The organism is Klebsiella sp. GB_Kp047 (assembly GCF_040065235.1).
GTDB classification, from domain to species: Bacteria; Pseudomonadota; Gammaproteobacteria; order Enterobacterales; family Enterobacteriaceae; genus Klebsiella; species Klebsiella quasipneumoniae.
In genome coordinates, this window is the sequence record NZ_JBEAJG010000028.1 from 77626 (window position 1) to 90320 (window position 12695).

Below are 12695 nucleotides of genomic sequence, written 5' to 3' on the forward strand. Positions count from 1 at the left end.
TCCTGTTACCATGAATCCAGGTGGGATCACAGAAGGATTAAGACAGAATTAAAAGAAGATATGATTGTACTGAAAAATTGCCGTAGATAAACGTTGTCGTGAAAGTTGTGTTTTTTTTCTGCATTGATCGCTAATCGCTCTTGTCAAAGGCTCGCGTTTTGCGTAATATTCGCGCCCTATTGTGAATATTTATAGCGCACTCTGAATCACACGAAGAGGTGCGCGGAAGCGGAGTTTTATATGTACGCGGTTTTCCAAAGTGGTGGTAAACAACACCGAGTAAGCGAAGGTCAGACCGTTCGCCTGGAAAAGCTGGACATCGCAACTGGCGAAGCTGTTGAGTTCGCTGAAGTGCTGATGATCGCAAACGGTGAAGAAATCAAGATCGGCGTTCCTTTCGTTGAGGGCGGCGTAATCAAAGCTGAAGTTGTTGCTCACGGTCGTGGCGAGAAAGTTAAAATCGTTAAGTTTCGTCGTCGTAAACACTATCGTAAGCAGCAGGGCCATCGTCAGTGGTTCACTGATGTGAAAATCACTGGCATCAGCGCCTAAGACCTGAGGAGTAGATTTAAATGGCACATAAAAAGGCTGGCGGCTCGACTCGTAACGGTCGCGATTCAGAAGCTAAACGTCTGGGCGTAAAACGTTTCGGCGGTGAAGCAGTTCTGGCAGGTAGCATCATCGTTCGTCAACGTGGTACCAAATTCCACGCTGGCACCAACGTTGGTTGCGGCCGTGACCACACTCTGTTCGCTTTGACTGACGGTAAAGTCAAGTTCGAAGTTAAAGGCCCGAAAAACCGTAAATTCATCAGCATCGTTGCTGAATAAGTTTTTCGCGTCCCGGTAACGGATGAAAGCCCCGCAACACGTTGCGGGGCTTTTTACATTCGTCTACCGGAAAATTTTTGCAGGGAAACAGGCATGAAGCAGCAGGCTGGGATTGGCATTATTCTGGCGCTTACCACCGCGATGTGTTGGGGAGCGTTGCCGATTGCAATGAAGCAGGTTCTTGAGGTGATGGCGCCGCCAACGGTGGTGTTTTATCGCTTCCTGATGGCCAGTATTGGCCTTGGCGCGATCCTCGCGATCAAAGGCAAACTGCCGCCGCTGCGGATTTTTCGCAAGCCGCGCTGGCTGGTCTTATTAGCGATTGCCACCGGCGGTCTGTTCGGTAACTTCATTCTGTTCAGTTCTTCCCTGCAGTATCTCAGCCCCACGGCTTCTCAGGTCATCGGCCAGCTATCGCCGGTGGGCATGATGGTGGCTAGCGTCGTGATTCTGAAAGAGCGCATGCGCGGCACCCAGGTGGTGGGCGCGTTGATGCTGCTCAGCGGGCTGGTGATGTTCTTCAACACCAGCCTGATTGAAATCTTTACCCGCCTGACGGACTACACGTGGGGGGTAATTTTCGGCGTTGCTGCCGCCACGGTGTGGGTAAGCTACGGCGTCGCGCAAAAGGTGTTATTGCGCCGTCTGGCATCGCAGCAGATACTATTTTTGCTGTACACTTTATGTACGATTGCATTACTGCCGCTCGCTGAGCCTGGGGTGATATCCCGGTTAAGCAGCTGGCAACTGGCATGCCTGATTTTTTGCGGGCTAAATACCCTGGTCGGCTACGGGGCGCTGGCGGAAGCCATGGCGCGCTGGCAGGCGGCGCAGGTCAGCGCGTTAATCACCTTGACGCCACTGTTTACGCTACTGTTTTCTGATTTATTATCAATGGCCTGGCCCGATGTTTTCGCCAGACCGATGTTAAACCTGATTGGTTATCTCGGTGCGTTTGTCGTGGTTGCGGGCGCGATGTATTCCGCCATCGGTCATCGTCTTTGGGGACGTTGGCGTAAGCGAGAGGCGGTAGTACCGCTGCCCCGCTCAGGCGAATGATTTACGGAGAGTAAAATGAAGTTTGTAGATGAAGCAACGATCCTGGTCGTAGCAGGTGACGGCGGCAATGGTTGCGTAAGCTTCCGCCGCGAAAAATATATTCCGAAAGGCGGCCCGGACGGCGGCGATGGCGGTGACGGCGGCGATGTCTGGCTGGAAGCGGACGAGAACCTGAATACCCTGATCGACTACCGTTTTGAAAAATCTTTCCGCGCCGAACGCGGGCAGAATGGCCAGAGCCGCGACTGTACCGGTAAGCGTGGTAAAGACGTGACGGTAAAAGTGCCGGTCGGGACCCGGGTTATTGACCAGGGCACCGGCGAGACCATGGGCGATATGACCAAACACGGTCAGCGTCTGATGGTGGCGAAGGGCGGCTGGCACGGTCTGGGCAACACCCGTTTTAAATCATCCGTTAACCGTACGCCGCGTCAGAAGACCATGGGTACGCCGGGTGATAAGCGCGACCTGCAGCTGGAGCTGATGCTGCTGGCGGACGTCGGAATGCTGGGGATGCCGAACGCCGGTAAATCCACCTTCATCCGTGCGGTCTCCGCCGCCAAGCCAAAAGTGGCTGACTATCCGTTTACCACCCTGGTGCCAAGCCTGGGCGTGGTGCGTATGGACAACGAGAAGAGCTTTGTGGTCGCCGATATCCCGGGGCTGATTGAAGGCGCAGCGGAAGGCGCAGGCCTCGGTATCCGCTTCCTCAAGCACCTTGAGCGCTGCCGCGTATTGCTGCACTTGATTGACATCGAGCCTATCGACGGTTCCGATCCGGTTGAGAACGCGCGCATCATCATCGGCGAGCTGGAGAAATACAGCGAGAAGCTGGCCTCCAAACCGCGCTGGTTAGTCTTTAACAAGATTGACCTGATGGACAAAGCGGAAGCCGAAGCTAAAGCGAAGGCGATTGCTGAAGCGCTGGGTTGGGAAGAGAAATTCTACCTGATCTCCGCCGCCAGCCAGCAGGGCGTGAAAGATCTGTGCTGGGACGTGATGACCTTCATCATCGAAAACCCCATCGTGCAGGCGGAAGAAGAGCAGAAGCCGGAGAAAGTCGAGTTTATGTGGGACGACTATCACCGTCAGCAGCTTGAAGAGGCCGAAGCCGAAGTGGAAGATGACGAAGACTGGGATGACGACTGGGACGAAGACGACGAAGAAGGCGTCGAATTCATCTACAAACGCTAATCCTGACTTCTTTGGATCAAAAAGGGCCGCATCTGATGCGGCCCTTTTGTTTTTAGTTGTTCTGGTACAGATCCTTATAAAGCCGGCTTTCAAAGCGCACCAACGGTATGCGGCGATTACGCTGATCGGCTGGCTCCACGGCGTAGCCGGAGAGGTATTGCACGAAGGCCACCTTTTGCCCGCTGGCGGTAGTGATGAAGCCCGCAAGGTTATAAACCCCCTGCAGTGACCCAGTTTTCGCCGAGACTTTGCCATCGACGCCCGCCTGATGGAGGCCGGCGCGATACTGCAGCGAGCCGTCATGGCCCGCCAGCGGCAGCATAGAGATGAAGTTGAGCTCGGTGTCGTGCTGGGCGATATACTGCAACACCTGCATCATGGTCGCCGGGGCGATCAGGTTGTGGCGCGACAGGCCAGAGCCGTCGGCGATGATGGTGTTGCCAAGATCAACACCAGCCTGTTGACGCAGGATCTGACGTACGGCATCGGATCCTGCCCGCCAGGTCCCTGGTACGCCGAACCGGGCATGACCGATGGTACGAAAAACGGTATCCGCAATCATGTTGTCGGATTTCTTCAGCATGATCCGCAGCAGATCGTGCAGCGGCGCCGACTGGGTGGTGGCTAATACCGTACCGGGCTCATTGGCCAGTGTCTGACGCAGCAGCGTGCCGCTATAGGCGATCCCCGCCTGCTTCAGCTCCGCTTTAAGGATCGCCCCGGCATAGCTGGCACCATCCTGTATCGCAAAGGCCAGCGGCAGCGGTTCGCTACGCTGCGGCAGGCAGCCGGTGAGGGTATAGCGGTTGAGGTCGCCCGGCACCACGTCCAGTTCGCAATACTGGGCTTCCGATGAGCCGCGCGCCAGGGTGCGAACCTGACTGAACATGGTGACCGGATAATAGGAGGCGACGCGAATGAAGGCGAGATCGCCCGGCTTCTGCGCGCTATACAGCGAGACCGAGAAGCAGTTGCGGTCGACAATCGCCGCCGCAGGCGGAGCGCTGAAGCATTGCGTCATGTCGTTCCACGGCCACCCCGGCGCTTTATCATGGCTGGCGAAGACCGAGGTATCGATAAGCACATTGCCGTCGATACGCTGCACGCCAGCTTTTTTTAGCGTCGCCACCATGTTGCGAATATCCTGCCGCTTCAGCGTTGGGTCGCCGCCGAAGCGGGCGATCAGATCGCCTTTCAGCACGCCGCCGTCCAGTGAGCCTTTGGTTTCCAGCGTGGTGGTGAAGCGAAAATCGGGCCCCAGTTGCAGCAGCGCCGCCAGCGCGGTGATGACCTTTTGCGTACTGGCTGGAAGTGCCATTTGCTGGCTGTGATAGTCGATTTCCGGCGTCGACGCGCCGACCTTTTGCGCCATAAAGGCAAGGTTCGCACCGGCGGGAAGCTGGGTGATGTACTCGTCAATATTCGCCGCCTGAGCGCTAAGCGCTATACCGGCAGTCAATCCGATGATAAATCTGGGAAATCGCATAATCTCGCGCTAACAACCTGAAGCCAGGCCGTCATACTACGGTGCAACGCCCAGTAAAGTAAACGATGACCCATAATGAACTTCGGGTTAAAATACCTATCAAATGAAAAATTGCTGCTGACCTGGGGAGTGTTTCCCGGGTCGGTTTCTTTTTGCTCGTGTCCTGCCCGTGTACAGGACAGGTGGCGGAGCGGGGCTATCCGTTCCCTGAAGGAATGATAAAGAGGTATAACTAATGCAAGCGATTCCGATGACCTTACGTGGCGCTGAAAAACTGCGCGAAGAACTGGATTATCTGAAGTCTGTGCGTCGTCCTGAAATCATTGCCGCTATTGCTGAGGCCCGTGAACACGGCGATCTGAAAGAGAATGCCGAGTATCACGCCGCGCGTGAACAGCAGGGCTTCTGCGAAGGGCGTATCAAGGACATCGAAGCGAAACTGTCCAACGCGCAGGTTATCGATATCACCAAAATGCCGAACAATGGCCGGGTGATTTTTGGTTCAACCGTCAGTGTGCTGAACCTCGATACTGACGAGGAGCAGACCTACCGTATCGTGGGCGATGACGAAGCTGATTTTAAGCAGAATCTGATCTCCGTGAACTCGCCGATTGCCCGTGGTCTGATCGGTAAAGAGCAGGATGACGTCGTGACTATCCGCACACCGGGTGGGGAAGTGGAATACGAAATTACCAAGGTTGAATACCTGTAAGGCGTATTTCCCGCTACGATGTTTATAGATTGTAAAGAAAGGAAAAAGGCCGCATAGCGGCCTTTTATCAACGTCACGAGCATGGCATTTTGCTCGCCTGGCCACAGAAATCCCTCGTTTTACACAAAGTTGTGTCGGGATTGAGGATATTCTTAGCGTGGCAGCGAGATTTTACGCTCTGGCGTTGGGCGGTACAGAACCAGCGTTTTACCGATGACCTGTACGTTACAGGCGCCGGTTTCGCGCACGATGGCTTCCACGATCAAGGCTTTAGTTTCGCGATCTTCTGAGGCGATCTTCACCTTGATGAGTTCATGGTGCCCTAACGCTTGTTCGATCTCGGCCAGTACCCCTTCGGTCAAACCATTGTTGCCAAGCATAACTACCGGCTTGAGCGGATGTGCCAGACCTTTCAGGTGCTGTTTTTGTTTAGTACTCAGATTCATCGTATTTTTTGCTTACGTTGGGATTGAAAACGGGTCATTCTACCGCCATCTCCCATATATCGCCAAACTACCGCGTCGATTTTTACGCAGTAAAGTACGATGAACCCGAACGGGAATGTTAAATGACAGGTAAAAAGCGTTCTGCCAGCTCAAGCCGCTGGCTTCAGGAACACTTTAGCGATAAATATGTTCAACAGGCACAGAAAAAGGGGTTACGTTCCCGTGCCTGGTTTAAACTTGATGAAATACAGCAAAGTGACAAAATTTTTAAGCCGGGGATGACGGTAGTTGACCTCGGTGCTGCTCCCGGTGGCTGGTCGCAGTATGCGGTCACGCAGATCGGCAACAGCGGCCGCATCATCGCTTGCGATCTTTTACCAATGGATCCAATTGTTGGTGTGGACTTCCTTCAGGGCGATTTTCGTGATGAATTAGTCCTGAAAGCGTTACTTGAGCGAGTGGGCGACAGTAAAGTACAAGTGGTCATGTCCGATATGGCGCCGAATATGTGCGGAACACCGGCGGTGGATATTCCCCGGGCTATGTATCTGGTAGAACTGGCGCTTGAAATGTCTCGTGATGTATTAGCGCCAGGTGGTAGTTTTGTAGTGAAGGTGTTCCAGGGCGAAGGCTTCGATGAGTATCTTCGAGAAATTCGCTCCCTGTTTACGAAGGTCAAAGTTCGTAAGCCGGACTCTTCCCGCGCTCGTTCGCGTGAAGTGTATATTGTAGCGACCGGGCGTAAACCATAACCGGCAGATTTCAAACGAAAGTTTGAAAGAAACTGGATATAGAGTATCCTGACGCTGTTTTTAACACAGTTGTAATAAGAGGTTAATCCCTTGAGTGACATGGCGAAAAACCTAATACTCTGGCTGGTCATTGCCGTTGTGCTGATGTCAGTATTCCAGAGCTTTGGGCCCAGCGAGTCGAATGGCCGCAAGGTGGATTATTCTACCTTCCTGCAAGAGGTCAATCAGGACCAGGTTCGCGAAGCGCGTATCAACGGACGTGAGATCAACGTTACCAAGAAAGATAGTAACCGTTACACGACTTACATTCCGGTTAACGATCCGAAGCTGCTCGATAACCTGTTGACTAAAAACGTCAAAGTGGTTGGTGAACCACCAGAAGAGCCAAGCCTGCTGGCTTCCATCTTCATCTCCTGGTTCCCTATGCTGCTGTTGATCGGCGTCTGGATCTTTTTTATGCGGCAAATGCAGGGCGGCGGCGGGAAGGGCGCGATGTCCTTCGGCAAAAGCAAAGCCCGTATGCTGACGGAAGATCAGATCAAAACCACTTTTGCTGACGTTGCCGGGTGTGACGAAGCGAAAGAGGAAGTCGGCGAACTGGTGGAATACCTGCGTGAGCCGAGCCGCTTCCAGAAACTGGGCGGTAAGATCCCGAAAGGCGTCCTGATGGTCGGTCCTCCGGGTACCGGTAAAACGTTGCTGGCGAAAGCGATCGCTGGCGAAGCAAAAGTGCCGTTCTTTACTATTTCCGGTTCTGACTTCGTAGAAATGTTCGTCGGTGTTGGTGCATCTCGTGTGCGTGACATGTTCGAACAGGCTAAGAAAGCAGCGCCTTGCATCATCTTCATCGATGAAATCGACGCCGTCGGCCGCCAGCGTGGCGCCGGTCTTGGCGGTGGCCACGATGAACGTGAGCAGACCCTGAACCAGATGCTGGTTGAGATGGACGGCTTTGAAGGTAACGAAGGCATTATCGTTATCGCGGCGACTAACCGTCCGGACGTTCTTGACCCCGCGCTGTTGCGTCCGGGCCGTTTTGACCGCCAGGTGGTGGTTGGCCTGCCGGATGTTCGCGGTCGTGAGCAGATCCTGAAAGTGCATATGCGTCGCGTTCCGCTGGCGCCGGATATCGATGCGGCAATCATTGCTCGCGGTACCCCTGGCTTCTCCGGTGCCGACCTGGCCAACCTGGTCAACGAAGCGGCCCTGTTTGCTGCCCGCGGCAACAAACGCGTCGTCTCGATGGTTGAGTTCGAAAAAGCGAAAGACAAAATCATGATGGGTGCGGAACGCCGCTCCATGGTGATGACGGAAGCGCAGAAAGAGTCTACCGCTTACCACGAAGCGGGCCACGCGATTATCGGTCGCCTGGTGCCGGAGCACGATCCGGTACACAAAGTGACGATTATCCCGCGCGGTCGTGCGCTGGGTGTGACCTTCTTCCTGCCGGAAGGCGATGCGATCAGCGCCAGCCGTCAGAAACTGGAAAGTCAGATCTCCACCTTGTACGGCGGTCGTCTGGCGGAAGAGATTATCTACGGTCCGGAACATGTTTCTACCGGCGCGTCCAACGACATTAAAGTGGCGACGAACCTGGCGCGTAACATGGTGACCCAGTGGGGCTTCTCCGACAAACTCGGTCCGCTGCTGTATGCGGAAGAAGAGGGTGAAGTGTTCCTCGGCCGCAGCGTCGCGAAAGCGAAGCATATGTCCGATGAAACCGCGCGTATCATCGACCAGGAAGTGAAATCGCTGATTGAGCGTAACTATGGTCGTGCTCGCCAGTTGCTGAACGACAACATGGATATTCTGCACGCGATGAAAGATGCGCTCATGAAGTATGAGACCATCGATGCGCCGCAGATTGACGACCTGATGGCTCGTCGCGATGTTCGTCCGCCAGCGGGTTGGGAAGAACCAGGTTCTTCTAACAACTCTGACAACAATGGCACGCCTCGTGCGCCGCGTCCGGTTGATGAACCGCGTACGCCGAACCCGGGCAATACCATGTCAGAGCAGCTGGGCGACAAATAAGCTGCCGCTGTTGATGTCTTGTTTTAACCTTAAAACCCCGGGGCGCCCGCTCCGGGGTTTTTCTTTTTTAACCTCTTCTGTCTCAGGGATTTTGTGATGAAACTTGTAGCCCAGGGCTCAACCCTCGATCTCTCTCACCCCCACGTGATGGGTATTCTTAATGTGACGCCTGACTCCTTCTCTGATGGCGGCGCCCATAATTCGCTGATTGAGGCGGTGAAGCATGCCAATCTGATGATCAACGCCGGGGCGACCATCATTGATATCGGCGGTGAATCGACGCGGCCAGGGGCGGCTGAGGTTAGCGTGGAAGAGGAGCTTGCGCGGGTGATCCCGGTGGTGGAGGCTATCGCCCAGCGCTTTGAGGTGTGGATCTCAGTGGACACCTCCAAAGCGGAGGTTATCCGCGAATCGGCCCGAGCGGGGGCGCATATCATTAACGATATTCGTTCGCTGACCGAACCCGGCGCGCTGCAGGCTGCGGCGGAAACCGGGTTGCCGGTGTGTCTGATGCATATGCAGGGACAGCCGAAAACCATGCAGGAGGCGCCGAAGTATGAGGATGTCTTCGCCGATGTAGAGCGCTTTTTTAATGAACACATCGTGCGCTGCGAACAGGCGGGGATCGCAAAAGAAAAATTGCTGCTCGACCCGGGATTCGGTTTCGGTAAAAATCTCACCCACAATTATCAGTTGCTGGCCAGGCTGGGAGAGTTTCATCACTTTGGTCTGCCGCTGCTGGTCGGTATGTCGCGTAAGTCGATGGTAGGTCAGTTGCTGAACGTTGGGCCGTCGGAACGGCTGAACGGCAGCCTGGCGTGTGCCGTCATAGCAGCAATGCAGGGCGCGCAGATTATCCGCGTCCATGATGTCAAAGAAACGGTAGAAGCGCTGCGCGTGGTGGAAGCCACCCTCGCCGCTAAGGGAAAAAAACGTTATGAGTAACCGCAAGTATTTTGGCACCGATGGTATTCGTGGCCGCGTCGGCGATGCGCCGATCACTCCGGAATTTGTGCTTAAGCTCGGCTGGGCGGCGGGTAAAGTGTTAGCGCGCCACGGCTCGCGTAAAATTATCATCGGCAAGGATACCCGTATTTCGGGCTATATGCTGGAATCGGCGCTGGAAGCCGGGCTGGCGGCAGCGGGACTCTCTGCATCGTTCACCGGGCCAATGCCGACGCCGGCGATCGCCTACCTGACGCGCGCATTTCGCGCCGAGGCGGGGATCGTCATCTCCGCTTCACATAACCCTTTCTACGACAACGGCATCAAGTTCTTCTCCATTGAGGGCACCAAGCTGCCAGATGATGTGGAAGAGGCGATTGAAGCTGAAATGGAGAAAGAACTCACCTGTGTGGACTCGGCTGAGCTGGGTAAAGCCAGCCGTATCGTCGATGCCGCGGGGCGCTACATTGAGTTTTGTAAAGGCACCTTTCCCAATGAACTGAGCCTCTCCACGCTGAAAGTGGTGGTGGACTGTGCGCATGGCGCGACCTACCACATCGCTCCTAATGTATTCCGCGAGCTGGGCGCCCAGGTTATCGCGATGGGCTGTGAGCCTGACGGCCTCAACATCAACGAAGAGGTCGGGGCTACCGACGTGCGGGCGCTGCAGGCGCGCGTGCTGGCGGAAAAAGCCGATCTGGGCATTGCCTACGACGGCGATGGCGATCGGGTGATCATGGTTGACCATGAAGGCAATAAAGTCGATGGTGACCAAATCCTCTACATCATCGCCCGGGAAGGGCTGCGTCAGGGACAGCTGCGCGGCGGCGCCGTCGGTACGCTGATGAGCAATATGGGCCTGGAGCTGGCGCTCAAGCAGCTAGGCATCCCGTTTGCCCGTGCGAAGGTGGGCGACCGCTATGTGCTGGAGATGCTTCAGGAAAAAGGCTGGCGCATCGGTGCGGAAAACTCCGGCCATGTGATCCTGCTGGATAAAACCACCACCGGCGATGGCATCGTCGCCAGTCTGCAGGTGGTCGCGGCGATGGTACGCAACCACATGAGCCTGCATGACCTGTGCAGCGGCATGAAGATGTTCCCTCAGCTGCTGGTGAATGTGCGCTTTACCGAGGGCAGCGGCAACCCTCTGGAGAATGAGCATGTCAAAGCGGTGACCGCAGAAGTGGAAGCGGCATTAGGTAAGCGCGGCCGCGTCCTGCTGCGTAAATCGGGTACGGAGCCGCTGATCCGCGTCATGGTGGAAGGCGAGCATGAAGATCAGGTGCACGAGTTTGCGCATCGCATCGCCGAAGCGGTAAAAAGCGTCTAAACTTGCTGGCTAAGTGGTTAAAAAGGCGGCGCTTGCCGCCTTTTTTATGATCGAATACCGGCTTTTTGCTGTTTTTTTCTGCAGTTGATACAATGTGTCGAAATTGCCCTTGCGAAGGTCATTCGCTTTGGTTAGTATTCACACCCGCTTCAGTGGGAAACGTTAAAACGTCCCGCTTTATTGGTCGAAGCACTTGGTATGCGGCGAATCCGCAAGGAACAGGTTGATTATGTACGAAGCTCTTTTGGTTGTTTTCCTTATTGTAGCGATTGGCCTCGTAGGTCTGGTTATGCTGCAGCAAGGTAAAGGCGCTGATATGGGAGCCTCCTTCGGTGCAGGCGCTTCCGGCACACTGTTTGGGTCCAGCGGTTCTGGTAACTTCATGACCCGTATGACCGGCATCCTGGCTGCGCTGTTCTTCATCATCAGTCTGGCGCTGGGTAACATCAACAGCAACAAGACCAGTAAAGGAAGTGAGTGGGATAACCTGAGCGCGCCTAAAACGGAGCAAACTCAGCCAACTGCGCCGGCTCAGCCGACCAGCGATATCCCGCACTAAGTATTCTGTACCGAGGTGGTGGAATTGGTAGACACGCTACCTTGAGGTGGTAGTGCCCTAACGGGCTTGTGGGTTCGAGTCCCATCCTCGGTACCAATATTCCAGAAGAAAGACGCTGAAAAGCGTCTTTTTTTGTTTTTGTCCCCACCGACCATTTATTATTAAACATCTCTTCGCTGGTCCCCTCCTTTTGCTGTCGTTAAAGTCGCCTCGTCAAATTAACAGAGGTGAAGTGACACAATGAACAAGATCGGGGTGCTTATCGTCGCCGGCGTGCTCGGTTTAGCGGGATGCAGTTCAACATCCCCATCCAAAACGGTGGAGACGATTAATACGCTAACCGTACCGGTATCGCACAGTGAGCCGGGGACTGCGGCGAACAATGCCCAGGCGGTGACGCGCTATTTCCAGGACAATACGGCACTGATTGGTCGCCTTAATCATTCGTTGAAAAGCCATTATTTGCAGGATGTGGAGCGCCGCGATGTGTTCGACAGACACAGCGAGGCATATCAGGTGTATGGCGCGTTGACCCGCCTGGAGCAGATGGCATCCATGAATGACGTTTACCGTAAAGAGAATAATGTTGCTGGTCTGCAGGAGATCAACCGTGTACTGAAAAGCGTGCCGCTGACCAGCTGAGATGAGACAGGGACTGCCGGAAGGCAATCCCTGTGCATGGATTAAAAGCGGAAGTTAACCCCGGCATAGGCCCCGTCGGCGAGGGTGTTGTCGCGGTTGCCATCTTTCCCCGCCATATCGATATAACGATAGCCAGCTTCGATATTTAGCGACGGGAGCACGTTAAGGCGTAGCCCGGCATTAGCCTCCACATAATCATCGACGCCGCTGGACATCGAGTCCGGCGAGTAATAACCCTCACCGAAGAGCGTGAAGTACTGGCCGAGTGGGAGTTCTGCTCCGCCACCTGCGGCGATAGCGTAACCTTCATCACCGTCTTTAGGGTTCAAATAGACCCCTTTACCGCCCAGCGTCATCAGAAAGGGCCCGAGGTTAAAGTTGTAACCCATTCCCAGTCCTACGCTGTCCCCGTCATTGTCGCTGTGGGCCCACTGGGTGTTGAACGTCATGCCAGGTTCCCCGGCACCAAAGCTGGCGGACAGATTGGTAAACTCGGCGCCGGCTTCACCATGCAGGTTAACGGATGCGCAGGCAGCGCTGCTGGCCCCTAAAGCGATCATCACGGCAACCATTTTTGGAGCAATAGACTTCATTGTTGAATTCCTTCAGATAAAAAAAAGCCCGATACGGGCGTTCGGGCAAAATTAACGGGTTCTTGGATCTCATCGTTATGGTCGCTGCAGACGGCAAACAAGAGGGGTCAACT

General features: G+C 54.9%; 14 protein-coding genes and 1 tRNA gene. 12 read left to right on the plus strand and 3 right to left on the minus strand.

Translation table 11 applies throughout. The annotated features are described in order from the left end of the window. Positions 1 to 240: 240 nt before the first annotated feature. From rplU to cgtA, 4 genes are all read left to right on the plus strand, one after another. On the plus strand, positions 241 to 552 hold the full coding sequence (gene rplU, locus ABLV76_RS08780) for a 50S ribosomal protein L21 (RefSeq protein ID WP_002918379.1): 312 nt from the start codon (positions 241 to 243) through the stop codon (positions 550 to 552). A 20-nt stretch (positions 553 to 572) separates the two neighbouring features. Further along, on the plus strand, positions 573 to 830 hold the full coding sequence (gene rpmA, locus ABLV76_RS08785; RefSeq protein ID WP_002434222.1) for a 50S ribosomal protein L27: 258 nt from the start codon (positions 573 to 575) through the stop codon (positions 828 to 830). Positions 831 to 923: 93 nt separating this feature from the next. Further along, positions 924 to 1889, plus strand: coding sequence for a DMT family transporter (locus tag ABLV76_RS08790; RefSeq protein ID WP_004206187.1), 966 nt, complete (start codon positions 924 to 926; stop codon positions 1887 to 1889). Positions 1890 to 1904: 15 nt separating this feature from the next. Then, positions 1905 to 3083: an Obg family GTPase CgtA gene (gene cgtA / locus ABLV76_RS08795; protein WP_004206186.1), complete on the plus strand. Its 1179-nt coding sequence runs from the start codon at positions 1905 to 1907 to the stop codon at positions 3081 to 3083. 52 nt (positions 3084 to 3135) lie between these two features. Here cgtA and dacB read toward each other — a convergent pair whose 3' ends face one another. After that, a complete protein-coding gene (gene dacB / locus ABLV76_RS08800) occupies positions 3136 to 4569 on the minus strand; it encodes a serine-type D-Ala-D-Ala carboxypeptidase (protein ID WP_004206185.1) in 1434 nt (477 codons plus the stop codon). Positions 4570 to 4804: 235 nt separating this feature from the next. Between dacB and greA the strand changes: the two genes are divergently transcribed. Then, positions 4805 to 5281, plus strand: coding sequence for a transcription elongation factor GreA (gene greA / locus ABLV76_RS08805; RefSeq protein ID WP_002918375.1), 477 nt, complete (start codon positions 4805 to 4807; stop codon positions 5279 to 5281). Positions 5282 to 5433: 152 nt separating this feature from the next. Here greA and yhbY read toward each other — a convergent pair whose 3' ends face one another. After that, on the minus strand, positions 5434 to 5727 hold the full coding sequence (gene yhbY, locus ABLV76_RS08810; protein ID WP_002918374.1) for a ribosome assembly RNA-binding protein YhbY: 294 nt from the start codon (positions 5725 to 5727) through the stop codon (positions 5434 to 5436). A 122-nt stretch (positions 5728 to 5849) separates the two neighbouring features. Here yhbY and rlmE point away from each other — a divergent pair, with 122 nt between their 5' ends. The 7 genes from rlmE (at position 5850) to ABLV76_RS08845 (ending at position 11989) form a co-directional block, all read left to right on the plus strand. Beyond that, positions 5850 to 6479 carry a 23S rRNA (uridine(2552)-2'-O)-methyltransferase RlmE gene (gene rlmE / locus ABLV76_RS08815; RefSeq protein ID WP_002918373.1) on the plus strand — a complete coding sequence of 210 codons (630 nt, stop codon included), beginning with the start codon at positions 5850 to 5852 and terminating at the stop codon, positions 6477 to 6479. 99 nt (positions 6480 to 6578) lie between these two features. Then, positions 6579 to 8513 (plus strand): ATP-dependent zinc metalloprotease FtsH, encoded by a 1935-nt coding sequence (ftsH, locus tag ABLV76_RS08820; protein WP_004206183.1) that lies wholly within the window; start codon positions 6579 to 6581, stop codon positions 8511 to 8513. 96 nt (positions 8514 to 8609) lie between these two features. Continuing rightward, entirely contained in the window at positions 8610 to 9458 is an 849-nt protein-coding gene (gene folP / locus ABLV76_RS08825; RefSeq protein WP_004206182.1) for a dihydropteroate synthase, read from the plus strand. Then, the gene (gene glmM / locus ABLV76_RS08830; RefSeq protein ID WP_004206179.1) at positions 9451 to 10788 is read left to right on the plus strand and encodes a phosphoglucosamine mutase; all 1338 of its coding nucleotides are present in this window, start codon (positions 9451 to 9453) and stop codon (positions 10786 to 10788) included. The genes folP and glmM overlap by 8 nt, the downstream gene beginning before the upstream one ends. A 229-nt stretch (positions 10789 to 11017) precedes the next feature. After that, the gene (gene secG / locus ABLV76_RS08835) at positions 11018 to 11347 is read left to right on the plus strand and encodes a preprotein translocase subunit SecG (protein ID WP_002918369.1); all 330 of its coding nucleotides are present in this window, start codon (positions 11018 to 11020) and stop codon (positions 11345 to 11347) included. Positions 11348 to 11356: 9 nt separating this feature from the next. Continuing rightward, a tRNA-Leu gene (locus ABLV76_RS08840) sits at positions 11357 to 11443 on the plus strand. 297 nt (positions 11444 to 11740) lie between these two features. Beyond that, on the plus strand, positions 11741 to 11989 hold the full coding sequence (locus ABLV76_RS08845) for a hypothetical protein (RefSeq protein ID WP_072206933.1): 249 nt from the start codon (positions 11741 to 11743) through the stop codon (positions 11987 to 11989). 41 nt (positions 11990 to 12030) lie between these two features. On the opposite strand, the gene ABLV76_RS08850 is transcribed toward ABLV76_RS08845, so the two are convergent. Next, positions 12031 to 12582, minus strand: a complete 552-nt coding sequence (locus ABLV76_RS08850; RefSeq protein WP_032456656.1) for a YfaZ family outer membrane protein — start codon at positions 12580 to 12582, stop codon at positions 12031 to 12033. Positions 12583 to 12695 lie beyond the last annotated feature (113 nt).

What these genes read in the sequence shown, in the direction of transcription:
- rplU (WP_002918379.1), top strand. Translation starts at nt 241, where the DNA reads ATGTACGCGGTTTTCCAAAGTGGTGGTAAACAACACCGAGTAAGCGAA.
- rpmA (WP_002434222.1), top strand. Translation starts at nt 573, where the DNA reads ATGGCACATAAAAAGGCTGGCGGCTCGACTCGTAACGGTCGCGATTCA.
- ABLV76_RS08790 (WP_004206187.1), top strand. Translation starts at nt 924, where the DNA reads ATGAAGCAGCAGGCTGGGATTGGCATTATTCTGGCGCTTACCACCGCG.
- cgtA (WP_004206186.1), top strand. Translation starts at nt 1,905, where the DNA reads ATGAAGTTTGTAGATGAAGCAACGATCCTGGTCGTAGCAGGTGACGGC.
- dacB (WP_004206185.1), bottom strand. Translation starts at nt 4,569, where the DNA reads ATGCGATTTCCCAGATTTATCATCGGATTGACTGCCGGTATAGCGCTT.
- greA (WP_002918375.1), top strand. Translation starts at nt 4,805, where the DNA reads ATGCAAGCGATTCCGATGACCTTACGTGGCGCTGAAAAACTGCGCGAA.
- yhbY (WP_002918374.1), bottom strand. Translation starts at nt 5,727, where the DNA reads ATGAATCTGAGTACTAAACAAAAACAGCACCTGAAAGGTCTGGCACAT.
- rlmE (WP_002918373.1), top strand. Translation starts at nt 5,850, where the DNA reads ATGACAGGTAAAAAGCGTTCTGCCAGCTCAAGCCGCTGGCTTCAGGAA.
- ftsH (WP_004206183.1), top strand. Translation starts at nt 6,579, where the DNA reads ATGGCGAAAAACCTAATACTCTGGCTGGTCATTGCCGTTGTGCTGATG.
- folP (WP_004206182.1), top strand. Translation starts at nt 8,610, where the DNA reads ATGAAACTTGTAGCCCAGGGCTCAACCCTCGATCTCTCTCACCCCCAC.
- glmM (WP_004206179.1), top strand. Translation starts at nt 9,451, where the DNA reads ATGAGTAACCGCAAGTATTTTGGCACCGATGGTATTCGTGGCCGCGTC.
- secG (WP_002918369.1), top strand. Translation starts at nt 11,018, where the DNA reads ATGTACGAAGCTCTTTTGGTTGTTTTCCTTATTGTAGCGATTGGCCTC.
- ABLV76_RS08850 (WP_032456656.1), bottom strand. Translation starts at nt 12,582, where the DNA reads ATGAAGTCTATTGCTCCAAAAATGGTTGCCGTGATGATCGCTTTAGGG.